Origin of the sequence: Plantactinospora solaniradicis, assembly GCF_042658085.1 — a bacterium.
Classification (GTDB): Bacteria; Actinomycetota; Actinomycetes; order Mycobacteriales; family Micromonosporaceae; genus Plantactinospora; species Plantactinospora solaniradicis.
On sequence record NZ_JBHSPR010000037.1, the window covers coordinates 247,062 to 270,102 of the forward strand.

A 23,041-nucleotide genomic window follows, 5' to 3' on the forward strand; every position below is an offset into this window, starting at 1 on the left:
TGCACCTCCGGTTCACCAGCACCGCCCGGTGCACCAGCACCACCCGGTTCCAGCAGGCGACGCGACCCGGCAGGCGGTGTTCGGAACGCTCGCCGAGGACACCTATCTCTACCGGTTCGCCCCGGACGAACGACCGCTCGGCGACGCCGAGGGGGCCTTCCTGCTCTGCGGCTTCATCGCCGCCCTGGCCACACAACAGGCCGGGGACCCGGTCGCGGCGACCCGCTGGTTCGAACGCAACCGCGCCGGCTGCGGCCCACCCGGCCTCTACAGCGAGGAGTACGACGTCCAGCAGCGCCAACTGCGGGGCAACCTGCCGCAGGCCTTCGTCCACGTGCTCCTGTTGGAGACGGCGGTGACGCTGAGCGGACCGGATGGCGGTACGGCCGCCGGTCAGCCGACCCGGTAACGGTCCGCGTCGGTCTCCCGGAACACCAGGCCGTTGCCGGGTTCGGTGAGGTTGACCGGCGCCGTTCCCCCGGTGGCGGGCACCGCGCCCTCGAACAGCATCGACTCGATCCGGACGTGGTCGTGGAACCACTCCAGGTGCCGCAGGTTCGGGATCGCCGCCGTCACCGCGGAGTGCTGGTGCGGGGCGCAGTGTGCCGACACCTCCAGCCCGGCCGCCGCGGCGACCGCCGCCACACGCAGGAACTCGGTGATCCCGCCGCACCGGGTGACGTCGATCTGGAGGCAGTCCACGTACGGCACCATGCGCTGGAAGTAGACCAGGTCGAAGCCGTACTCGCCGGCCGCGACGTCGGCACAGACCTGGTCCCGGACCATGCCCAGCCCGGTCAGGTCGTCCGAGCTGACCGGCTCCTCGAACCACCGGACGTCGAGGTCGGCGGCGGACCGGAGAACCCGGACGGCCTGTTTGCGGGTGTAGCCGCCGTTCGCGTCGACGTACAGCTCGACATCGGGGCCGATGGAGCGCCGCGCGGCGGCCATCCGGGCCAGGTCGCGGTCCTCGTCGGCGCCCCAGCTCTCGCCGATCTTGATCTTCACCCGGGTGATGCCGTGGTCCCGGGTCCAGCCGACCAACTGGCGGTGCTGGGTCTCGCCGTCGTACGTGGTGAAGCCGCCGCTGCCGTAGATCGGCACCTGGTGCCGCACGGTGCCGAGCAGCCGGGCCAGCGGCAGGTCGAGCCGACGGGCCTTGAGGTCCCAGATCGCGTTGTCCGCTGCGGACAGCGCCAGCCCACCGATGCCCGGTCGCCCGGCGTTGCGCAACTGCCGCCGCATCGCCAGCCAGGCGGCCGGCACATCGTCCGGGTCGAGGTCGGCCACGGCCGGAGCGAGCAGTTCCGGTACCACCGCCGCGACCGCCGCCGGCCCGTACGTCCAGCCGATCCCGACCGACCCGTCCGCGCTGGCCCGGACCAGCACCAGGGTGGTGGCCGACCAGGTCAGCGTGCCGTCGCCCTCCGGCGCGTCGGTCGGGATCCGGTACGCGCGGGCGTCGAGGCGCATCCGCTCACCACCTCGGAGCGGCGCGGTCCCGCTGCCCGCTGCCGGCGGTCCGGCCACCGCCCAGCGCGGTCACCGCCCCGGCCAGCAGCCCGGCGGCGACGAGCCCGACGGCCGCGCCGACCAGGGCACGGACCGGGGAGGCCGGAGCCGCCGGCCGGGGCGCCCACCGCCGCTCGGGCAACGGATCCGGCCGCTCGCCGCGCAGCCCGGCGCGGAGCAGTTCGGCGAGGTGGATCGCCTGACGCCCGAACACCTCGCCCTGCTCGATCTGGGTACGGCAACTGAACCCGTCGGCCAGGATCACGTCGGACGGGTCGGCGGCGCGCAACGCGGGCAGCAGCACCCGCTCGGCACATGCCTCGGAGACCTCGTAGTGGCCCTGTTCGAAACCGAAGTTGCCGGCCAGCCCGCAGCACCCGGAGTCGAGGAAATCGGCGGTCACCCCCGCCTCGTGCAGCACCGAGCGGTCGGCGGCGGTGCCGAGGATGGCGTGCTGGTGACAGTGCGTCTGGATCAGGGCCTTGCCGGGAAGTTGCGGCGCCCGCCAGCCGGGGCTGTGCTCGTGCAGCAATTCGGCCAGCGTGACGGTCTGCTGCCGCAGCTTGCTGACGTCCTCGTCGTCGGGGAAGAGCTCGGCCGCATCGGCCCGGAACACCGCCGTACAGCTCGGTTCGAGGCCGACCACGAGGGTGCCGGCGCGCAACCACGGGCGCAGCGTCTCGGCGGTGCGCCGCAGCACCCGTTTCGCGGTGTGCAGCTGCCCGGTCGAGATCCAGGTGAGTCCGCAGCAGACTGGACGCTGCGGCACCCGGACCCGCCAGCCGGCGGCCTCCAGCACCTCGACCGCGGCCCGGCCCACCGCCGGATGGAAGTGGTTGGTGAAGGTGTCCGGCCAGAGCACCACGTCGCCCCGCGCACCCGTCCCGCCCGGCTTCCGGCCGGCGAACCAGCGCGCGAACGTCTGTTCGGCAAAGAGCGGCAGGTCACGCCGCTGGTCGACGCCCCCGACGGCCTTGGTCAGCCGGGCCAGCCCGGGGGTGTGGGTCACCGTGTTGACCAGCCGGGGCGCCCGCGACGCCAGCACCGCCGCCACCGGCAGCCACCCCATCGAGTAGTGCGTTCGGGGACGCAGCCGGCCGGCGTAGTGGTGCGAGAGGAACTCCGCCTTGTAGGTGGCCATGTCGACGTTGACCGGGCAGTCCGCCTTGCAGCCCTTGCAGGCCAGACAGAGGTCGAGGGCGTCGCGGACGGCGTCCGAGCGCCAGCCGTCGGCGATCGTCCCGCCCCGGGCGGCGCCGTCGAGCATCTCGAAGAGCAGCCGGGCCCGACCCCGGGTCGAGTGCTCCTCCTCCCGGGTCACCATGTACGACGGGCACATCACCCCGTCGTGCTGGCGCCGACACTTGCCGACCCCGACACAGCGCAGTACGGCCTGTCCGAAGCTGCCCCCGTCGTCCGGGTACCGGAACACGGTGTCGACCATGCCGTGGTTGTAGTCGACACCGAGCCGTAGTTGACCGTCCATCGGGTGCGGCGCGACCACCTTGCCGGGGTTCATCCGGTCGTCCGGGTCGAAGATCGCCTTGACCTCGCCGAAGGCCCGGACCAGCGGGTCGCCGAACATCTTCGACAGCAGTTCGCCCCGGGCCTGTCCGTCGCCGTGCTCACCGGACAGGGAACCACCGTGCGCGAGCGCCAGGTCGGCGGCGCGTTCGACGAAGGTCCGGAACCGGGCTATCCCGTCGGCGGTACGCAGCTCGAACGGGACGCTGCTGTGCACGCAGCCCTGGCCGAAGTGCCCGTAGATCGAGGCTCGCTCGAAGCCGTACTCCTGGTAGAGCCGGGTCAGGCCGCGCAGATAGTCGCCGAGCCGGTCCGGCGCCACCGCCGAGTCCTCCCAGCCGGGCCAGGTGTCGGGCATGACGGTCGGATGGGCGGTGGCACCGAGGCCGGACTCGCGGACCGCCCACAACTGCACCTCGTCCGCCTCGGACTCGAAGCGGACCACGGTGGGACCGCCGGCCCGGTCGATGGCCTCGCTGAACCGGTCCGCCGCGGCGGCCGCCTCCTGCGGGGTGTCCCCGCCGAACTGCACCATCAACCAGGCACCGGCCGGGGGCAACTCGTGCAGGGCCACCGGATGCAGGTTCTGCTCCCGCTCGAAGTTGATCAGCTTGTCGTCGATCCCCTCCAACGCGATCGGCTGGTGCGGCAGGATGCGCGGCACGTCGTCGGCGGCGGTGGCGATGTCCGGGTAGCCGAGGATGACCAGCGACCGGGCCCGCACCACGGGCAGCAGGCGCAGCCGGGCCCGCAGGATCGTCACCAGGGTTCCCTCGGACCCGACGAGCGCCCGGGCGACGTGGAAGTTCCGCTCCGGCAGCAGGCTGTCCAGGTTGTAGCCGGAGACCCGGCGTGGGATGTCCGGATAGCGGGTACGGATCTCGTCGAGGTACTCGTCGCGCAGGGTTCGCAGCTGCCGATGGATCTCCGCCGGCCGACCGCCCTGGCGCTGGATCTCGGCGTACCGGTCGTTGCCGGTCTCGCCGACCCACATCCGGGTGCCGTCGTAGAGCAGCACCTCCAGCTCGACGACGTTGTCGACCGCCTTGCCGGTGCGCTGGGCGCTGGCCCCGCAGGAGTTGTTGCCGAGCATGCCGCCGACCGTGCAGTGGTCGTGGGTGGCCGGCTCCGGGCCGAACTCCAGCCCGACCGGAGCCAGCAGTTCGTTGAGCGTGTCCCGGACGATCCCCGGTTCCACCACGCAGGTACGCCGATCCCGGTCGACCTCCACCAGCCGGTTGCAGTACTTCGACCAGTCCAGCACCACCGCCACGTTCGTGCACTCGCCGGCCAGGCTGGTGCCGCCGCCCCGGGACAGCACGGGCGCACCGTGCCGCCGGCACACCTGCACGGCCGCGACCGCCGCGTCGACGGTCCGCGGCAGTACGACGCCCAGCGGCACCTGACGATAGTTGGAGGCGTCGGTCGAGTACGTCGCCCGGGAACCGGCGTCGAAGCGCACCTCTCCGTCGACCGCGGCCCGTAGGTCGGCTTCGAGGCGCTTCAGGTCGGGGTCGCCGATCCGCTGGCTGAACTCGTTCATGACCGGAGTTGGTTGATCTTGTCACGGGCCACCGTGGCGAAGGTCGCGATCCGGTGCGGCTGGCCACGCAGGAACGCCTCGGTGAACTCCTTCGCCTGCTCGTACCGCACCTTGCCGGGCATCGGCGGCTCGTTCGGGTTGACGCTGCAGTCGACCAGGGCCGGCCCGGGATGCGCCAGGGCCTCCCGGACCGCGTCCGGCAGCCGGCCCGGATCGGTGACCTTGACGCCGTAGCCGCCACAGCTTCGCGCCCAGCCGGAGAAGTCGGCCTCCGGCTCCCGGTGCCGCACCGCGTACTCGGGATAGCCGAGGAGGATCTGCTCCCAGAGGATCTGCCCGTACGAGTTGTTGTTGTTCACCATCACCTTGATCGGAAGGTCGTGCCGGGCGGCGGTGAGGAACTCGGCCATCAGCATCGCGAAGCCGCCGTCCCCGACGAAGGCGATCACCTGCCGGCCGGGAAAGGCATGCTGCATCGCGATCGCGTACGGCAACCCCGGCGCCATCGTGGCGAGGTTTCCGGACAGGTAGTACTCCCGACCGCCCCTGATCGTCCAGTGCCGGGCCGACCAGGTGGCGATGGTGCCCGAGTCGCAGGTCAGGATCGCGTCGTCGGCGGCCAGCTCGTCGATGCACCCCATGAAGTACGACGGCGCGATCGGATGCCGCGACGGATCCCGCAACGCCTTCATGCTGGTCCGCCACTCCGCACTGCCGCGCTGGTACTTCTCCAGGAACGACCGGTCGGCGGTCGGGTTCAGCAGCGGAAGCAACTGCCGCAGGGCCGTCCGGGCGTCGGCGGCCAGCGCGACCTCCACCGGCAGCCGCAGGCCGATCCGGCTGGCCTCCCGGTCGATCTGCACCACCCGGACCTTCCCCGGCGCCGGCAGGTAACTGGCGTACGGAAAACAGGTGCCGACCATCAGCAGGGTGTCGCACTCCTCCATCAGTTCCTCGCTCGGCTTCGTGCCGAGCAGCCCGAGGCCACCGGTGGTCAGCGGGTGCTCGTCCGGCACCACCTGCTTCCCGGAGAGGGTCTTCACGATCGGCGCGGCGAGGCAGTCGGCGACGGCCAGCACCTCGTCCCGGGCGTCCCGGGCACCGATGCCGACCAGCATCGCGACCTTGCCGCCCTCGCTGAGCACCTGGGCGGCCCGGTCCAGCTCGTCGTGCGCCGCCGGCACCGGCGGACGGGAGAGCACCGGGCTGCTCACCGGCGGCTTACCCGGGCTGACGTGCCGGTACGGGTCGGCGGACGCCTCGGCCACCTGGATGTCGTTCGGAAAGCTCAGGTGCACCACGGTCCGCTTCGCCAGCGCGGTACGGATGGCGATGTCGACCACGCCCGGCAACTGCTGCGGGTTCGTCACCATCAGGTTGTAGGCGGCGACGTTCTCGTAGAGCTGCGGCGTGTGCACCTCCTGCTGGTAGAGCGAACCGAGCACCGAGGTCTCCTGCATGCCGGTGAGCGCCAGTACCGGCGCGTGGTCGAGCTTCGCGTCGTACAGCCCGTTGAGCAGGTGGATCGCGCCGGGCCCGGAGGTGGCGGCGCAGACGCCGAGCCGGCCGGTCGCCTTTGCGTACCCGGTCGCCATGAACGCGGCGGCCTCCTCGTGGTGGACGAGGACGAACCGCAGCCGTTCGCGCTGCCGGCGGAAGCCCTCCATCAGCCCGTTGATGCCGTCGCCGGGCAGCCCGAAAACCGTGTCGACACCCCAGTCGACCAGGCGCTTGGCCAGTGCCTCTCCGACGATCTCACGCATTGCGGTCCCCCCGTGCTGTGCTGTCGTGGGCCTGGCCGGCGGTCGCGGTCTCAGCGCTGCCGGTGCATCCGGCGGCCGAGCAGGTAGCCGACGACAACACCGACCGCGATCAGGACCGGCACGGTCAGATGGCTCCGGACCTGTCGTATCCCCTGCTTGGGGTCCACGACAGTGCCGGCGGCGGTACCGATCACACCGGTCACCAGGTCACCGACTCGTCCGTCAGACATGCCCCGTTCCCTTCGACGTGGACCTCCGGGCCGGAGGCCGCCGCCACCCGCCGTCGTGCCCCGGCCGGTCGCCCGGCCGTGGTGCTCGCGGCCGTGGTGCTCGGCAGCGCCTCCGCCGCGCGGACGACGCGCAGACGGGGCGACAACCGGGACCTAACCGACCATAACTAATTGTTTCGGGAGAACGAGACGGACAGTAAATTCCGCCTCCGCCGCCCTAAGGCCGCTCCACTCCGGCCGGCACCGCCGACCAGCACCGCCGACGGGGTCGCGCGGATGCCCGAGCAGTCGGGAGTCATCGATGATGTGAGCGGTTCCGCACGCCCGGATGTAGTAATTTCACCTATATCCGCCGCCCGGCCCCATTGGGTACGTTCGCCCTGCCACCCGATGGAAGGAGCAACCGTGACGGCGACCGCCTCCCACCTCGGCGACCGTGCCGCGGCCGCGCCGCCCCCGGAGCGGTACACCATCGACAGCCTCGCCCGGGTGGTCGGAATGTCACCCCGCAACATCCGGGCACACCAGGCCCGGGGCCTGCTCGCACCCCCGACCCGGCACGGCCGTACCGCCTACTACGCCGCCGGACACGTACGCCGGCTGGAGAGCATCAAGCTGCTGCAACGGCAGGGCTTCAACCTGGTGGCCATCGAGGCGATGCTCGGGGTACGACGTGCGGCGACACCGCCGACCGAGCCGCTGACCGCCGCGCTCTCCCGGCTGGCCAGCGAGCATCCCGCCATCGTCTACACCCTGGCCCGGCACGGCGTGCTGGCGCACGGTGCGGACGGGGCGGTCACCGTGACGCGGGCCCGGGCCGTCCAGCCGGCGCTCGATCTCCAGCACGCCGGTGTGCCGGTACCAGCCGGGTTGACCCTGCTGAGCGAGGTCCTGGACGAGCTACGTCTCGTCGCCGAGGAACTGGTCCGCGACGCCGGCACCCGGATGCTGGCGATGCGTCGGCCGGGATCCGCCGCCACCGCCCGGGGGCAGTCGGACCACGAGGCCGCCGCGCTGACCCAGAGCCTGATCCGCCTGCTCAGCGAGGCGTTCCGGGTGGTGGCGGAGAACTCCGGCGAGGCCGCGATGGCCGAGTTCGTGGCCGGGCCGGCACCCGTCGAGCGGCACGTCGAGGAGCCGGACGGGTCAGGCGGCCCCGGCCGCTGAGACGCCTCCGGCGACCGGGGCCGCGCCGGTGGCCGAGTCACCGCCGGCCGGCGGGGCATCCCTGGCCGCGAGGGTCAGCAGTCCACCGACCATCAGGCCGGTGGCCAGCCCGATCAGCGCGTACAGGGTGTCCGAGTCGGCGGCGTTGACCTCGGCACTGCCGGCGAGCGCGGTGAACCACGCCGCGACCGGTACGCCGAAGACCGTCAACAGCAGCGAGAACATCGTCAGGACCGGATAACCGACCAGCACGGCGAGAAACACCGGCACCTGACGGCGCCACCGTGGCCGCCGGCCCGACGATGCCGAGGTCAACAGCGACACCCCGCCGATCAGCACCGTGGCCAGCAGCATCATCGGGACGAGTTGGCCGGGTGGGGCGAATTGCCGCACCGCGATCACGCCGGCACCGCCGAGGGCCGCCAGCGTACCGGCGCCGATCCGGTAGCCGGTCGACCCCGCCGGCACCAGCGCGAGGGCGGCCCCCACGGTGGTCGCGACCAGCAGCACGCCGACGATCACGGCGGACGGGGTGAGGGCCGACTCCGTGTCGGTGGGCGACTCGATCGCGGCCGCCAACGGTGCCAGCGCCGCTCCGACGGAGGCCACCACGAGCAGCACCACGCGGTCGCGCCCCGCCACCCGACGATCGTCGCCCGGACCTACCCCGCGATCGTCGCCCGGACCCGCCCCGCGATCGTCGCCCGACTGCGCTCGTCGGGCGAGCGACAGCGCCACCGTCAGGACGGCCACACAGCCGACCACCGCCAGAATGACAGCCGTGGCGGCACCGGCCGGACCGGCCCGGTCCAGGGCGATGTCGGCGGCGATCCACGCCACGCCGAGGGCCAGGATCGGCCCGACGCTCACCCGGGCACCACCGAACGCCAGCAGCAGCCCGAGTACCACCACGATGACGGCCATGAAGCGGAGGTCCCGCACCCAGTAGGTGTTGTTCTCGGCGTACGCGTCCGGGCCGACCGGCTCGGACAGGCGTTGCAGCACCGCCAGCCCGATCGCCCAGAACACCGTCGCACCGATCGCGGAACCGACACCGACCACGCCTCGCCAGCCGATCCGCATCGGACAACGGTAGTCCAGTGGACGGCCCCCGGAGCACCGGGAGAACGTCGCCGCGGATCCGCAGACCGTCACCCGATCCACGGACCGTCGCCTGGATCCGCAGATCGTCGCCCGGATCCGCGTACCGTCGCCTGGGCCGGCGCCGGCGGGATCAGCCCGGCCAGCCCGGACCTCGGGCCAGCAGGCTGACCAGGGCGGCCCGGGAGGCGACGCCGAGCTTGCGGTAGATCCGCATCAGATGCGCGTCCACCGTGCGGGGGCTGACCTGCAACTGCCGGGCGATGAGCCGGGAGGTGGCACCGGTGGCCGTCAGTTCGGCGACCTCCCGTTCCCGCGACGTCAACAGCGCCAGCGGGTCCGGGACGTCCGGCACCGCCGCAGGGCTGCTCTCCAGGGTGATGCGCCGGGACACCGCGTCGCCGACCGCGCACCGGGCGGGCCGGGGCAGTGGCGTACCCGGCCGCCCGGCGAGCATCAGCAGCAGCGGGCCCCGGACCGGATACCGCGCCAGGTGGTCGATCAGCTCCGCCGAGGCGGGATCCGCCCAGTGCAGGTCGTCGAGGACCAGCACCATCCCTGTCCCCACCCGGTCGGCGACCGCCCGCCGCCATCCACGGTAGAGCTGGAACCGCGCGACGCTGAGCAGTCCGCCGCAGCCCTGCAGGGCCACCTCGGCCCACAACTGGTTCCCCGGCCCCAGGTGCTCTGCCGCCTCGTCGCCGAAGGCGTGCAGGAACACGTGGAACGGTATCTGGCGCTCCGCCTCTGCCGCCGCTCCGGTGAAGATCTCCGTGCCGGGCCGGTCGATCCGGCGCAGCGCCTCGGCGATGAGCCGGGACTTGCCGGTACCCGCTCCACCGATCACCTCGACGATCACCTGCCGTCCGGCGTCGAGCGCGGCGACCGCCGCCCGGATGACGGCCAGTTCCGCCTCCCGGCCGACAAAGGGCGCCGCCCGCTGATGGTCGGTTGTCAGTGTCACCGTTCAGCCCGCCCGCACCGTCGCCCGGCCGAGCCGGTCCAGGCAGATCCCGATCTGTCTGCGCGCCGCCGGATCGCCGGTGGCGGCATGGACCTCGGTGAAGTCGGCGAGTGCCTCTTCGTACCGGTCCGCCTCGACGAGTGCCATGCCTCGGTTGAACCGGGTCGCGGGGTTGTCGGCAAGCGCCAGCGCGCGGTCGAAATCGGCGGCCGCGGCGGCCAGGTCGCCACGCTCGTAACCGGCGACGCCCCGGGCGGCCCAGCCGTCGGCGAACTGTGGGTGCGCGTCGACCAACTCGGTCAGCGCCGCCTCACCCGCCCCCGGATCCTCAACCATCAGAAGCTGAGCCCGTACGCAGAGCAGGCGTGGACTGTCCGGCTCCAGGGCCAGCCCGTGGTCGACGTCCTGCCAGGCACCGTCGGTGTCGCCGAGGTCGTAGCGGAGTACCGCCCGGTTGACGTACGCGTCCAGCTGGGACTCGTCGAGTTCCAGCACGTAGCCGAAATCCGCCTCCGCACCGGCGACGTCACCGAGCGCGAGCCGGGCCTCACCCCGGTGGTGGTACACCTCCGGAAACGGCGGAGACAGATCCATCGCCCGCTCGTAGCTGACGATCGCCTCGGCCGGGCGGGCCAGCCGGCGTAACAGGTCGCCCCGGTCGACGTGGTACTCCGGGCGGCCCGGGTCGGCGGCGATCACCGTCTCGACGTCGGACAGTGCCTCGTCGTACCGGCCGAGCGCCACCAGCACCCGGGCGCGGTGGTGCGTGAGCATCGACCGGAGCCAGCCGTGCCCGGTCGCGCCGAGTTCCCGGTCGAGCCCGTCGAGCCCGGCGTCGACCAGCCGCAGCGCCTCGCCCAGCCGACCCTCGTGTACGGCGACCGAGGCCAGCCCGTTCTGCTGGAACGCGGTCTCGACGGCCCGGGTCACCGGGTCGGGCAGGCACTGGGCGAGCGCGCTGGCCAGGTTGGCCCAGCCCCGGGCGGCGTCCCGGTCCTGACCTCCCTTCGGCAGGTGCCGGATGTGCAGCATCGCGGTCCCGTACGCCGCCCGGAGGTGCACCATCGGGCTGCTCGAGTACGCCCGCGCCTCCTGGTACAGCCCGAGAGCCTCCTCCGGCAGGCCGAGCTCGGCCAGTGCGGTCGTCATCCGGCTGACGAGCGCCCACGAGTGCTCCGGATGGCCGGTCCAGTCGACCAGCGCCCGGCCGCGCCGTCCATAGTCGACGGCGGCGTGGTGGAACCCCTGGTCGACGCAGTGGTCAAGGGCCGCCAGCAGGGCCCGGGCGCCGACGCCGGCCGGGTCACCGCCGTGCTCGGCGTGGTAGGCGAGCGCCCCCCACCGCAGCGACCGGTCGCCGGTACCGGTCAACCGGGCGGCCCGTTCGTCGTGCAGCCGGGCCCGCCGCTCCGGGTCGAGCCGCTGGTAGGCGTCCCGTACCCGGGGATCGTCGTCGGTGCCGTCGGTCGCGACGAACCGGCGGGCCAGGTCCTCGACGGCGGCCAGATCGTCTACGGTGGCCAGATCGACGGCGGCGGCCAGATCATCGACGGCGGCCGGCTCCCGGCCGGGCGGCGTCGGCGGCGCGGGCAACCCCGGTAGCTCGCTCGCGGTCACCCGCACCGGGATCGTGTGCCGGTGCAGCGCCGCCGGCAGGGACACGTTGACCGGGCCGAACGGATCGCCGAACGGATCGCCGAACGGGTCGGTACCGGTGGCCAGATGCAGGCGCAGCAGGCGCCGGTCGGCCCGGCGCAGCAGTACGACGCACAGCTCCTGGTCGGTCGGGTCCGCCTCGTGCAGATTGTCGACAAGCAGATCGCGGCGACCACCACCGAGCCGGTCCAGGTACGCGTTGAGGAACTCGACCAACCCGTGGGCGAACCGCAGGGTACCGGGCCGGGGGTGTGGGCAGATCCGTTCCCCGGGCGCCGCCGGTGCGGTCGGGGTGTGCCGGGGGGCCGGCAGCAGGTCCCGCAGCTCCGGGGCGATGGCGAGGATCTCCACTTCGTGCCGGGATACCAACTCGGGCCAGCTCGGCCATGCCTCCGGCACCAGTGTCCGCAACAGCTCGCCGGCAGCGGTGTACGGCCCCCGGCGACGCCGGTGGGCGTCGAGGCTGGCCAGCAGCGGTCCGGTGGCACCGGCGGCGAGTTCTCGGCGGCGGTCGTGCCCGTGCCGCGCGCGGATCCAACGGTGCGGCGTCTGGAGCATGCTCGTCTCCCTGTGCTATTCCCTCGGCGGTGACGTCTCGACGGTGCGGAGCCGGGGCTTGTGCGCTCCGCCCGGGGCCGGACGTCGTCCGGTCGCGTCGCGGGCCCGACCCGACCGGACGAGTTCGTCCAGCCCTGTGCGGCGGCGGGGCGGGCCCCGGGACGGATGCGACACGAGATTCACCTCCTTCACTACGATCAGTGCCTCACTGTGCACCTGGGACGACTGACTTAGGATCCGGGGAAACACCTAACCCGGGTTCACAGCTGGCGGGCCACTGCGGCCCGGGACGGAACGCCGAGCTTGGCGATGATCCGGGTGACATGGGTTTCCACGGTGCGTGGGCTCAGCACCAACTGACCGGCGATCTGATGGTTGGTCAGTCCCTGCGCGACCAGCTCGGCGACCTCCCGTTCCCGGGCCGAGAGGGTGACCGGCCCGTCCGTACGCTGCCGGGGCAGCCGGGCGGCGAGTCGACGTTGGGCCCGGTCCGCCTGTCCGGCCAGCCAGCGTGCGCCGCTGCCGGAGAAGAGCCGCTTGGCCCGGCCCAGTTGCTCGCGGGCGAGGTGCGGGTTCCCGGTCCCGAACTGCGCCTCGGCGAGCAGCATCCGCGCCTCCCCCTCAGCCACCGGCATGCTGGCCCGGGTGAAGTGGCTGATCGCCGGGGCGGCCTGCCCGACGGCCTCGTCCGGACGGTGCTGCGCCAGCGACAGCGCCGCCCTGGCCATGCCGACCGCACCGAGCCGGGCGGGCAGGTCGCCGGCGATGGTCGCGGCCCGGGTCAGCCAGCGCCCCACCTGCGGCGGGTCGCCCCCCGATCCGTCGATCGCCCCGTGCACGCCGACGGAACGGGCCCGCAGGGCGAGGATGGTGGCCTCGGCCGGTCCGAGACAGCGGTAGGTGTCCGGGTCGGCCATCAGACGCTGGCAGTCGGCGTGATCCCCGACCGCGTCGCAGGCCTCCGCCAGGTGAGTCTGTACGACGGCCCGATACAGCGTGGACCGTGGCGCGGCACTGCCCTTGAGCCGGTCCAGTGCCGGGCGTACGGCGTCCGGGCCGGCGAGCCAGAGCAGTGGGCGGAGCCGGACCGCCGCGGCCAGCGTCGCCGACTCGGCACTGCCCTGCCACCGGGCGATCTCTTCCGCCTCCTCGGCGTCCCGCAGTGCCTCGTCGACCCGGCCGACGGCGCCGTACAGGACCGAGCGGGCCGAGTAGAGCAGTGGGTGCACATGGATCCGGCCGAACCGCAGCCCCACCTCGATGCCGTGTTCCGCGTGGGCGAGCCCGTCGTCGACCCGGTCCAGCATGGCCTCGATCCAGGCGAGCAGGGCGATCGCCCCCAGCTCGTCCCGGAGTGCGACGTCCCCCAGGGAGTCGATCATCCGTTTGGCGTACGACACCCGTACCCGGGCGGTCGACAATGGACCGCTGGCCACGACGCAGGCGGCGAGTACGGCGCTCGCGGCCGCCTCGATGCCCCGGTGCCCGCCGGAGCGGGACCGCTCGATCGTCTTGCCCGCGTGCCGGGCGCCGGCGCGCCAGCGACCGGCCAACATCTCGGTCACGGCGAGTTCCAGCCGGAGCATCGCCTGGGTGGCACCGGTGACGTCGAGTCGTTCCAGTTCGGTGCTGAGCAGCGCACTGGCGACGTCGAGCCGGCCGGCGAGCCGTTCCAGGACGGCCAACTGCTCGACGGCCGCGTGCCGATGGGGACCGGCGACCGCGACCAGGTCGTGCAACACGGTCCGGGCCTCGTCGAACTGTCCGGTGACTCCGAGGGCCTTGGCGAACAGCAGCCGCAGATCGGCGCGGCGGTCGGCGTGGCCCGGTCCGTCGGGCAGGGCGGACAGGGCGGCACGCAGCCATGCGGCGCTGCTCCTCGGCGCCGTACCCATTGTGCTTCTGGCCGCCATCGCCAGCACCTCGACGGCGGCCTCGTCGCCCGGCTCGATGGCCTTGGCCAGGTGGTGGGCCCGGAGCGGAAGCGGGGCGGCGGAGCGCTCCAGGTGGGCCGCCGCCCGGCGGTGCGCGCCCAGTCGCCACGCCGGACCTGCCATCCAGTACGCCACGGCCCGGACCAGCGAGTGCCGGAAGTCCAGTTGCCCACCGACCTGGCGGAGCAGGTTCCGTTCGACAAGCGCGTCCAGTGTGGTGGTGGTCCGGAGCGGATCCAGCTCGGCTGCGGCGGCCACGGCGGCCACGTCGAGACCGGGACCGATCACCGCGATCGCCTGGAGCACGAGCCGCTCGGTCGGCGCCAGCCCGCGCACCTCGACCGCCATCGCCCCGTGCAGGGCCGCGCTCACCGGTTCGTCGGGAAAGTCGCCCCGGCGCAGCGCGCCGAGGACCTGCGTCGAGGTGCCGGCGAGCAGTTCCAGGTACAACGGGTTGCCACCGCTGACCTGGTGCAGCAGCCGGCGTCGGGACGCCGGCTCGGCGGGCAGCAACTGGTCGACGTCGGCGCCGGAGAGCGGGCCGAGGTGCAGCCGGGTGGGTACCGGCACCAGGTGGGCGAGTCCTTCGGCCAGCCGCGCGGGGCACTGCTCCGAGCGGAACGCGAGCACCACGGTGACCCGGGCCTCCGGGGGATGCCGCATCAGATATCCGAGAAACTCCACGGAGGCGTCGTCGGCCCACTGCACGTCGTCGAAGACCAGCAACGCCCCGGTGGGCCGGGCGACCGCGGTGAGCAGGTTGCGCAGCCGCCGGTGCCGCTGGTGTCGCTCGACCGCGCCCGTCGCCGGAGCGCCGCCCCCCGGACCGGGGTCGCCGCCGCCGTCGGGCTCCGGCAGCGCGAGCGCGTCCAGCAACACGTGCAGGTCAGACCGATGATCCGGTACGGCGGCCAGGGCGTCGAGCACGACACCGTACGGCAGGAAGCGCTCGAATTCGGTCGCCCGCCCGAGCAGCACGGTACGGCCACGGTCGCCGGCGATCTTCGCGAACTCGGTGGCGAGTCTGCTCTTACCGATGCCGGGCTCCCCCTCCAGCACCAGGAAACGCGCCCGCGATACGGATTCGTCGAGCAGATCGACCATCCGGGTCAGGTCGTCCTGGCGCCCGACAAGCTCGCTGATCCCGGTTGTCGTCTGTTTCGGGACAGTGGAAGGCTCCGATGTCGATTCGACCTGCACCCCGGCACCTCCATGGACATGCGAACAACCTGTCCCGAGGTAACCGCGTTGACCGTTATCCATGCCAGACCGATCAGGCCGGACTATAGGCAGTCATCAGTCCATTGACACCGGCGCGACGGGAATCTATGGCGTCCAATCGTCCAACGTTTCCACGATGCGGGACATGCCTGCCGGGTCGGGCTGGTGGGCTGGGCATCGGGCCAGTACCTGCGACCCGGTCTGGGGGTGTCGATAGCGATCCACGGCTTCCGGGTAGCGCCCGCCGGCTGACCAACTTAGTGACATTTGAGCCGCACCACCTCCCGGAATGCGAGACGGGCCGGTCCCGCAGGCGGGACCATTCCACAGTGCACTGGAACAGTCCCGTCCAGTAGGGGTTCGGGCATGCGCGGAAACTGCTCCCACTGCCGCCGGAACCGATGCCAGCCATCCACTTTCGGTCCCCAGGTCCACGCGATCCGTCCTGCCGATGTGACCGAACTGACGATCGCGGGCACTGTCGCTCCTCGGCACAATGCCCGCCGCCGCTCGCCTCGCCCACCGGAAAGTTCTGGTCACAAATACGACGGAAACCTTATCGCGGTCCGCAAGAACGAGATCAATCTCGTCCGGATGAACCGGGTCCAGCGTGGCATTGGCCGGATCGGTCAGTGCCGCACCTTCGCCATGGCCTGTTGCCCCACGCGCATGCCGACCTTGCGCATCCCCATCGGCATGCCCTTCGACATGGCCATCGGCATACGCCTCGACATCCCCTTGGACAACGCCATCGGCACGCCCCTCGACCTTCCCTTCGACAAACCCTTCGTCATCACCGTCGGCATGCCCTTGGACATGGCGGTCAGCCCGCTCATGCGCTTCAGGACTCCCCTGACTACCTGGCCGGGCTTCTGCTGCTCACCGGCAAGCGCGGTGACGATGATCAGCCCGCCGGTGAGCGCCGGGACGGCCCACTGCAACACCCTCAGTTGGCGCTGCCGAGAGGCGAGCTGTCGAGGCGTCCCATGATCGGGTTCGGTCACCCCCGTCACCGGCACCCCACTGAACTTTTCCAGCCGCATGCCGAGCAGCCGGCTGTAGCCCGTCACCGCAAGGGCCGCGACGGTGAGCCCGGTCTTGACGACGCTCATCCGCCCCACACCCGACTGGGCGAACACCCGAGGACTCTCGGTGATCAACTCACCGGCCGCGCCGGCCACGTGGGCGCCGATCGCCGCCGCGTTGACGGGTGTCCACCGGGCCCAGCCGGCCGATGCCACCCCGAGTCGCTGCGTCGAGTCGCTCACCTTCGCCGCCGCGCCGTTGACCCCGATCGCTCCCATCAGGGAGCCCCCGAACCAGGCCGCCAGGCCGAGATCGTGGATCGAGCGCATTACGGTGTGCCGTTCCGACATGTGCCACCCCCAGGAAAGACGAGATCCGCCGCGTACCCGCTGGCCAGCGGTCCAATCCTGCCCGGCTCGGACGTACCCCCGTCGGCGCCCCGACTGATCGAGCGATCGCTACTCGGTTGTTTCGGATCGCCCGGACGATGGGTAGTGGTAAAGCCTACTGATCGTGCAGGTGAGTTCGTCGCCGTACGGACGAAATCACGCCGGTAATCTTGGTGCCTGACGGAGGAGCAACGCCGAGTGGCAGCCACAGGGTTGTTCTCCGTGACAGTTGAAGGGAGACTCGTGGACTCGTCGGTTGACGTCGCGCTTCTGATCGCGCTCGGGGTGGCCCTCGTCGCTGTGCTGGGGGTCGCGATCTACTTCCTCGTGAAGCTTCTCAAGATGGGCCGGCTCGTCCGGGCCGAGATGATGCCCGTACAGGGAAAGGTCGCTTTCTGGGCCGCCATCGTCTACAGCATCTTTCCGGTCGACGTCCTTCCCGACCCCATCTATCTCGACGACATCGGCGTCATCGTCGGGGCGATCACCTACATCGGACATCTGGCGAGAAAGCACGGGATTATTGGTGATCGACCGATGGAGCCGAAACTCGAAGGGCCACCGAAGCGGCCAGCGGTACCCGGATCGAGACCGCAGTCCTGACCGGAGGGACTGGTTTGCGCGCTCGCCGTGCCAAGGTCTGACAACCTGCGTACGCGTGGAGCCATGGCGATCCTCGCCGGCCTTCTGATCTCCCTACTCACCGCGATTCGAAGGCGCGCAGCAGGTGACAGCCGCTCTTCGGGCCCAGCCAACCGCCCAGCCGGTCGGGCGACGTGGAAGGCATGCTCGTTACGCGCTGTTCACTCCGTGGTCGAGGAGCAGGTGAGCGCCGTGGTCGCCGACGGTCCTGCCGAGAGGCAGTGTCAGACGATTCACCGACAAGCGGTCGATGGCCGTGCCGTGGCTATCCGGGAGTGTCTGCGGCGGTCCTGCGTCCGTGGATCTTCGCCGTGAATTCAGCACGGTCGTTGGCATGGGGAAACGGCTCGTCTGGGATGGGCACGCCAAGGAACTCGCAGAGTGGTTTCCAGCCCTCGGTCACCTCGAAGACCAGTAGGCGGTCGGCGTCGACCTCCTCGATCACCCGGCGGTTGTTCTCCTCGTACACCCGAATGGCGTGCTCCCGGTCGTCAAAGCGCCCGTCGAAGACACCGTCCCAGACCACCTCCCGGGACATGTGCCACAGGCTTGCGAACACCGGATCCGCTCCGGACGCGGGTAACGGTTCCATGGCCGCGGCGTAGATGCTGCTGCGGGCGCTGTCGTACCACGCCTTTGGATCGCGGGCAGTCAGGACGATTTTGGCAGCCGGGAACGCGGCCGCTATCTCGCGCCAGAACCGCGCCCCGGGCCAGTCGACCGTCGATCCGTACTCCGCGTAGACCTGCGTCCAGTTCACCGGCTTCCCACGCGCTGCCTCAAGCCACAGCGGTATCTGCTCCGGATGCGAGAACAGGTCCAGCATCGTGTGGCAGGGACCGAGCCCTAGCCGCTCCAGCGCGGCCTTGAGCGATGTGGTGCCTGTCCGTCCGAAGCCGGCACCGATGACGTGCAGCATGCTCTCTCTCCCTTGGACATGACGGCGATCGCGAGCGTGATCCTCATGCACCGCGTAGGAGCAGGGACCAGATCGTGGCTCCGGGGCCGAAAGCGAGCGCGACGCCGTGCTGGCCGGACTCGAGCGGCGCACTGCTCAATAGCCGCTCAAGTACGCCCAGCACGGCAGGCGCCGCAGTGTTGCCCCACGCGCCCATGGCGGCGCGGGACGCCCGCACCGAGGCTTCCGGCAAGGCGAGCGCATCCTCTACCTGGTCGAGGATGCGGCGGCCGCCCGGATGTACGGCCCACCAGGCGACCTCGTCCCAGCCGATTCCGTTGCGGGTGAGCAGTGCCTTCGCCGGCTCCCCCACCGCGGACGACACGACGTCGGGCATCGAGGCGGACAGCCGGATACGCATCCCGAGATCGCCCGCGTGCACCTGAAGGTCCTCGGCGTACTGCGGGACGGTGAGTTGTTCGACGTCCACGATGTCGACGCCGGGCAGTCCCGGCCGCCCGGGGCGGAGAACCACCGCTGCGGCGCCATCGCCGAACAGGGTGAGGATGACGGCTGCCTCCTTGCTGTACGGGGGCGGCTGGATATGTGGCGAGAACAGGTCGACGGCGAGCAGCACCGCCGGCCGGTCGTGCACGGTCACCCAGTCCGCGCAGGTGGACAGGGCTGGCAGCGCGGCGTAGCAGCCCATCGGACCCAGCGACAGGATCTGGACGCTGCTGCGCATGCCCAGCTCGGCGGCGAGGCCGTCGAGGCCGGGTGCGGAGTGCGTGGTGGTCGTCACCGTCGTGAACAGTCCGACGTCCTCCGGGTGCAGGCCGGCGTTGGTCAGGGCCCGGGAGATCGTCTGGGCGCCGAGAGTTCTGGCCTCGCTCAGGCTGCGGTCCATCCGCTGTCCGGTCGTCCACGATCGTGGATCCTCGATGAGGGCGTTCACCGCCATTCCCTTGGTGGCGATGGCCGAGTTGGAGACAACCTGCGCGACCACGTCACCGCCGGGATCCGCCGCGAAGTGGCTGGCAAACTCCCCCATCTCCACCAGGGGTGGTGTCTGGAAGGAGACTTCCACTATTCGTGCCGCCGGCATGTTTTTTCCCCCCCGTTCAGTGCCCGGCCGGAGTGACCGGCGAAGTGCCGATGACCCTGCTGCAGTTGTCCAACGCCTGCACCTGGAGGTAGTTCAGGCCCATGCCGACGCCGTCCGGAAGCCCTATCGACGTGTCGAGCCCGTTCCAGGCGGCGTTTGCGATGGGCCTCAGGCTGGTCTCCGTTCGACCGCCCAACACCCGCCAACGAGCAACGCCGGTCGCGCCGTTCCAGACCGCGTTCACCGTGGTGCCGTCTCCCGCCAACGTGACCGTGGGACCGGTCAGCGGGCGCCCGTGCCAGCGGAAGCGATAAGCCCGATAGGTGCTGTGTGTTGGCGGCAGCGCGGCGTCGAAGACGAGCGACCCACTGGCGGTGAACTCGGAGACCCGTCCGCTTCTTCCCCAGCTCACGATGGTGTTGTGATTCGGGAGGCGGAAGCTGCCGCCCTCCGCCTCCACGGACATCCGCTCCGGGTGCCTAACCTCGCGTACGAGCTTGGCGACCTTGCGGAGCGGATCCACCTTGAGCCAGATGACCCGCGATTCGTTGCCCGGCTGGGACTCTGTGAGCGCGTTGTCGAAGATTCGGTAGATGTTCCGACCCTCTGGTTCGGCGTCGTGCTGCCCGCTGAAGGTGGCCCCGTCGTCGAGCTGGAAGTCACTGCGCCGCCCACCAAGTCGCCAGATTATCTCGCCCGTCTGCCGGTGCACTTTGTAAACGGTGTTGGTGTGTCGGGCTGAGAGGAGGTAGTGGCCGTCAACGTCCAGGGCGACGGAATTCATGTGAAAGTAGCTTTTCTCCAGTACCGAGCCCGTCACGTAGCTTTCGGTGGGCGGGACGTGGTCCAGGCTCCACCATTCGCGGATCACCTCGCCGGTCGCCACGTCGACTTCCCGGAACCCGCTTTCCCCCATGTTCGCATCCGGCGGTCCGCCGATCGGCGTAAGATCATACGGCCGCGTCCGGAACAGCATGACGAGGGCCGTCCCCCGCTCAGTGAGCCGGAATTCGTGAAAATCCAACCGATCATCGGGAGCGCCGACGGTAGCAATTATCTGGTAATTCTTGTCGGCGATATAACCGACGCCCCAACCCTGTCCCGTGTTGTTGGCACCGCCCTCCCACCACGTCAGCACCTCCTGGCCGCGATAAGTCTGGACCCGGAAGTTGGTCGCGAACGCCCCCTCGTCGATCTCATGGAACCAAATTGGGCGCCCTTGGTTGTCGAGGATCTGCGGGCCGTGCAGGTAGACGTCCCGCGTGCTTTGCGGGGCGAGGAATAGCAGGCCAGGTGCGGTTCCGGGTCGCAGGGTCTGCACCGTGACGGGCGCGGGCCGTTGCTCCCGCGGTGGCGGTGGGGGTTCGTCGGCCGCTACCGCCGGTGTGGCGCCAGCGATCAACGCCAGGACGCACACCGCCAGCCAGGCGACCCTGGCGAGCAAAGAGCGAGGCACTGAAGGCGATGGATTCTTCACGCGGGTTGCCTCCCCAGAATTTATGTACACAATGGATGCGCTACCGGGCGGATGTCGACGATAAGTGTCTGACGAGGTAAATTTCGGGCGATCCGAGAGGATCATGCAACAGATCTGGATGAGTGTCAATATGTCCTTGTCCGCAGTTGAACAGGCGGAAAGTCCGTGGTCCAGGCGCACTTCAGGGCGTCCTGGCATCCAAGGAACAGTTGGCCGGCTTATGTGGCACCACCTCCCGGAGGCCCGGCGACGAACATCCCGCCGGGCCAGCCAGTCGGTGCAAGCGTGAGAGAAACGCGGTCTGCCGGTCGCAAGCCCCGGACGCCACCAGGTCCGCCGCTGAAGGTCTAGTAACGCTTTGTCGTGGTCGGTATTGGTCTCGCGGTTCCCGTGTGGGAAAGTAGGTCTTGCAGGCTGGGCGGGCGCCGACGACACGTCGAGCCGAACCGACCCGGCCGCCGGCCAGGCGGATGAGTAGGTGCTGAAGTCCGCGGAGTGCCGCGTGCAGGGTCACGGCGGCGCTGTCGCTTCTGGTCGGGCGAGCCGGCGCAGGGTGAGGAAGGCATGGGCGGCGGACACTGAGGGTGACGTGATAACGCCAGCTTTGCCAGGTCGGCCTTCGTAGTGGTCGGGCCCACGGCAGCCGGCAACTCCCCGCTATCGACGCCGCTCGATACCCACTTTCATGCCGGCGTGACCCGTACCGCGTCGGCGATGACGTAACCGGTGCCGGACGTCCACCGGCTCACCCCCACCTTGTCTCCGTCCCCGGCGGCCAACGAGAAGACCCCGAGCGACACCCACCGGCCGCCGTTGGCACGCTGGTTCACGCGTACCGTCTGGTTGCCGGTGGTGGTGGCCACGATGAACGGGGTCGAGTCGTTGTAGCCCGGGTCGGCCGCATACCAGACCGAGACCTCGTAACTGGCGGTCGCCGGGATGTTCACCTTGTACCAGGCGACATCGCTGGACAGGACCGGGTCGGCGAACCGGTAGTCGGTGCCGTACCGCTGGCTGGAGTAGGCCGACGTGCCCCAGTTCGCACTCGCGGTGAACCGGCCGGCGGTCGTGTTGTCGACCGTGGAACTCCAGGCCTGGGCGGTGGAGACGAATCCGATTCCGTTGGGCACCAGCCGTTGTGCGCCATCCGACGGCGTGTTGCGCACCGACACCGACGTGTCACCGGGCATCCGGGCGACCATGGTGCTCGACCCACCGCCGTCGAGATTGATCGCGTCGTCGGCGCCGATCGACTTCATGTAGTTGGCCAGTTCGACGTAGGTCATCCCGACGCTGTTGGTGGCCCGGCCGTCGACGACGACCATCCACATCTTCAGGCCGTCGGCGGAGAAGCCGACGGCGGTCCGTGGATTGCGCGGATGCGATTCCGTGGTCGCCACCCCGTCCCTGACCAGTACGAGGTTGCCGCCGATCGCGACCTGCGCCGCTCCGTCCCCGCCGCGCGGCGTGTAGTTCACCGTGACGGCGTCACCGACCGCGACTCCGGCCAGGGCATCGGCACCGGCGTTCGCGCCGAGCACGACGACGGTGCCAGCGGCCACCTTGCCGCCAGCGGTGGTGCTGACCTTGCTGACCCGACCCGCCGTTATCTCGATCTCGCGGGCGCGGGTCGCGCCATCGAGCACCTGGCTGCGGGCCTCGTCGCCCCAGAGCGAGTTGTAGACGCCGATGCCGTTGGCAGCGATGTTCGGCGAGTTGAGGTTGGTGGCCGTGAGCTGGGTGCCACCGGGCAGGGTGACCCTGGCGTCGAGGAAGATCTGAGCCAGGCCGCCCCGGCTGCCCGCGCCGTTGGCGTACAGCGCGGCCACGTTGTTCCAGCCGGATGCCGGGCCGCCCAGCAGGGTGCCGTTGTCCAGCCCGATGCCGCGTGGCGCCCCGGTGACACCGATGTCGAAGAAGTCTCCGTTGACGGCGGCGATCGCCCCCACCCGGTTGGCCTGGGTGGTCAGGGTGGCCGTGGCGCCGACGGTGCCCGGATTGAGGTACTTCGGCTTCAGGGTCGGTTCGGCCAGGTTCGCGGTGAGGATGTTGATCCGATTGGGACCGGTCGCCGTCGTGTTGCTCAGGGAGAGCCCGGGTGCGAGCGCCGTGGTCGCGAGCGTGCCGACGTCGGGTCCGGCGATGACCGCGACCGCGGGGGTGGGCGCCGCACCGAGACCGACGAGGGCGATCGATGCGGACAACAGGACAGCGAGGGCTGGTCGTCGCATGGCGTCTCCTGCGAGAGCAGTGGCGAGATGGAACATTGACGGATATCGCGAAAGATATTGTCGCCTGCCACTCTGCTTATGGCAAGAATCTTCGTCACCA

The 23,041-nt window shown here is 70.7% G+C and carries 16 protein-coding genes; 3 read left to right on the forward strand and 13 right to left on the reverse strand.

Annotated features, from left to right (window positions below; genetic code table 11):
* Positions 1-28 precede the first annotated feature (28 nt).
* Positions 29-409 carry a glycoside hydrolase family 15 protein gene (locus ACFP2T_RS48135; RefSeq protein WP_417629214.1) on the forward strand — a complete coding sequence of 127 codons (381 nt, stop codon included), beginning with the start codon at positions 29-31 and terminating at the stop codon, positions 407-409.
* Here the strand turns inward: ACFP2T_RS48135 and ACFP2T_RS32600 are convergent.
* Genes ACFP2T_RS32600 through ACFP2T_RS32615 form a run of 4 tightly spaced genes read right to left on the reverse strand, consistent with a single transcriptional unit; the run spans position 394 to position 6,572 of the window.
* Entirely contained in the window at positions 394-1,473 is a 1,080-nt protein-coding gene (locus ACFP2T_RS32600) for an enolase C-terminal domain-like protein (RefSeq protein WP_377428573.1), read from the reverse strand. The genes ACFP2T_RS48135 and ACFP2T_RS32600 overlap by 16 nt on opposite strands.
* Before the next feature lie 4 nt (positions 1,474-1,477).
* On the reverse strand, positions 1,478-4,579 hold the full coding sequence (locus tag ACFP2T_RS32605; RefSeq protein WP_377428574.1) for an FAD-binding and (Fe-S)-binding domain-containing protein: 3,102 nt from the start codon (positions 4,577-4,579) through the stop codon (positions 1,478-1,480).
* Positions 4,576-6,342, reverse strand: coding sequence for a thiamine pyrophosphate-dependent enzyme (locus tag ACFP2T_RS32610; protein ID WP_377428576.1), 1,767 nt, complete (start codon positions 6,340-6,342; stop codon positions 4,576-4,578). Before ACFP2T_RS32610 ends, ACFP2T_RS32605 begins: the two co-directional genes overlap by 4 nt.
* Before the next feature lie 50 nt (positions 6,343-6,392).
* Positions 6,393-6,572 (reverse strand): hypothetical protein, encoded by a 180-nt coding sequence (locus ACFP2T_RS32615; protein WP_377428578.1) that lies wholly within the window; start codon positions 6,570-6,572, stop codon positions 6,393-6,395.
* Between the two features lie 405 nt (positions 6,573-6,977).
* On the opposite strand from ACFP2T_RS32615, the gene ACFP2T_RS32620 reads away from it, so the two are divergent.
* Entirely contained in the window at positions 6,978-7,739 is a 762-nt protein-coding gene (locus ACFP2T_RS32620) for a MerR family transcriptional regulator (protein WP_377428580.1), read from the forward strand.
* Here ACFP2T_RS32620 and ACFP2T_RS32625 read toward each other — a convergent pair.
* The 5 genes from ACFP2T_RS32625 to ACFP2T_RS32645 all read right to left on the reverse strand — a co-directional run bounded on the left by ACFP2T_RS32625 (position 7,719) and on the right by ACFP2T_RS32645 (position 16,549).
* Positions 7,719-8,822: a hypothetical protein gene (locus ACFP2T_RS32625; protein WP_377428582.1), complete on the reverse strand. Its 1,104-nt coding sequence runs from the start codon at positions 8,820-8,822 to the stop codon at positions 7,719-7,721. The two genes, ACFP2T_RS32620 and ACFP2T_RS32625, sit on opposite strands and share 21 nt — an antisense overlap.
* Before the next feature lie 151 nt (positions 8,823-8,973).
* The gene (locus ACFP2T_RS32630; RefSeq protein ID WP_377428584.1) at positions 8,974-9,804 is read right to left on the reverse strand and encodes an AAA family ATPase; all 831 of its coding nucleotides are present in this window, start codon (positions 9,802-9,804) and stop codon (positions 8,974-8,976) included.
* Between the two features lie 3 nt (positions 9,805-9,807).
* Positions 9,808-12,018 carry a tetratricopeptide repeat protein gene (locus ACFP2T_RS32635; protein ID WP_377428585.1) on the reverse strand — a complete coding sequence of 737 codons (2,211 nt, stop codon included), beginning with the start codon at positions 12,016-12,018 and terminating at the stop codon, positions 9,808-9,810.
* 260 nt (positions 12,019-12,278) lie between these two features.
* Positions 12,279-15,152, reverse strand: a complete 2,874-nt coding sequence (locus ACFP2T_RS32640) for an ATP-binding protein (RefSeq protein ID WP_377428587.1) — start codon at positions 15,150-15,152, stop codon at positions 12,279-12,281.
* 650 nt (positions 15,153-15,802) lie between these two features.
* Positions 15,803-16,549 (reverse strand): hypothetical protein, encoded by a 747-nt coding sequence (locus ACFP2T_RS32645; RefSeq protein WP_377428589.1) that lies wholly within the window; start codon positions 16,547-16,549, stop codon positions 15,803-15,805.
* Between the two features lie 237 nt (positions 16,550-16,786).
* Here ACFP2T_RS32645 and ACFP2T_RS32650 point away from each other — a divergent pair, with 237 nt between their 5' ends.
* The gene (locus ACFP2T_RS32650) at positions 16,787-17,191 is read left to right on the forward strand and encodes a YkvA family protein (RefSeq protein ID WP_377428591.1); all 405 of its coding nucleotides are present in this window, start codon (positions 16,787-16,789) and stop codon (positions 17,189-17,191) included.
* Between the two features lie 304 nt (positions 17,192-17,495).
* Here the strand turns inward: ACFP2T_RS32650 and ACFP2T_RS32655 are convergent, their stop codons facing one another.
* The 4 genes from ACFP2T_RS32655 to ACFP2T_RS32670 all read right to left on the reverse strand — a co-directional run bounded on the left by ACFP2T_RS32655 (position 17,496) and on the right by ACFP2T_RS32670 (position 22,941).
* Entirely contained in the window at positions 17,496-18,149 is a 654-nt protein-coding gene (locus ACFP2T_RS32655) for a sulfotransferase family protein (protein WP_377428593.1), read from the reverse strand.
* Positions 18,150-18,192: 43 nt separating this feature from the next.
* A complete protein-coding gene (locus ACFP2T_RS32660; protein WP_377428594.1) occupies positions 18,193-19,233 on the reverse strand; it encodes a type III polyketide synthase in 1,041 nt (346 codons plus the stop codon).
* 16 nt (positions 19,234-19,249) lie between these two features.
* On the reverse strand, positions 19,250-20,677 hold the full coding sequence (locus tag ACFP2T_RS32665) for an arylsulfotransferase family protein (protein ID WP_377428596.1): 1,428 nt from the start codon (positions 20,675-20,677) through the stop codon (positions 19,250-19,252).
* Positions 20,678-21,393: 716 nt separating this feature from the next.
* The gene (locus ACFP2T_RS32670; protein ID WP_377428598.1) at positions 21,394-22,941 is read right to left on the reverse strand and encodes a golvesin C-terminal-like domain-containing protein; all 1,548 of its coding nucleotides are present in this window, start codon (positions 22,939-22,941) and stop codon (positions 21,394-21,396) included.
* Positions 22,942-23,041 lie beyond the last annotated feature (100 nt).

What these genes read in the sequence shown, in the direction of transcription:
- ACFP2T_RS32670 (WP_377428598.1), bottom strand. Translation starts at nt 22,941, where the DNA reads ATGCGACGACCAGCCCTCGCTGTCCTGTTGTCCGCATCGATCGCCCTC.
- ACFP2T_RS32600 (WP_377428573.1), bottom strand. Translation starts at nt 1,473, where the DNA reads ATGCGCCTCGACGCCCGCGCGTACCGGATCCCGACCGACGCGCCGGAG.
- ACFP2T_RS32615 (WP_377428578.1), bottom strand. Translation starts at nt 6,572, where the DNA reads ATGTCTGACGGACGAGTCGGTGACCTGGTGACCGGTGTGATCGGTACC.
- ACFP2T_RS32625 (WP_377428582.1), bottom strand. Translation starts at nt 8,822, where the DNA reads ATGCGGATCGGCTGGCGAGGCGTGGTCGGTGTCGGTTCCGCGATCGGT.
- ACFP2T_RS32635 (WP_377428585.1), bottom strand. Translation starts at nt 12,018, where the DNA reads ATGCTCCAGACGCCGCACCGTTGGATCCGCGCGCGGCACGGGCACGAC.
- ACFP2T_RS32605 (WP_377428574.1), bottom strand. Translation starts at nt 4,579, where the DNA reads ATGAACGAGTTCAGCCAGCGGATCGGCGACCCCGACCTGAAGCGCCTC.
- ACFP2T_RS32660 (WP_377428594.1), bottom strand. Translation starts at nt 19,233, where the DNA reads ATGCCGGCGGCACGAATAGTGGAAGTCTCCTTCCAGACACCACCCCTG.
- ACFP2T_RS32610 (WP_377428576.1), bottom strand. Translation starts at nt 6,342, where the DNA reads ATGCGTGAGATCGTCGGAGAGGCACTGGCCAAGCGCCTGGTCGACTGG.
- ACFP2T_RS32655 (WP_377428593.1), bottom strand. Translation starts at nt 18,149, where the DNA reads ATGCTGCACGTCATCGGTGCCGGCTTCGGACGGACAGGCACCACATCG.
- ACFP2T_RS32645 (WP_377428589.1), bottom strand. Translation starts at nt 16,549, where the DNA reads ATGTCGGAACGGCACACCGTAATGCGCTCGATCCACGATCTCGGCCTG.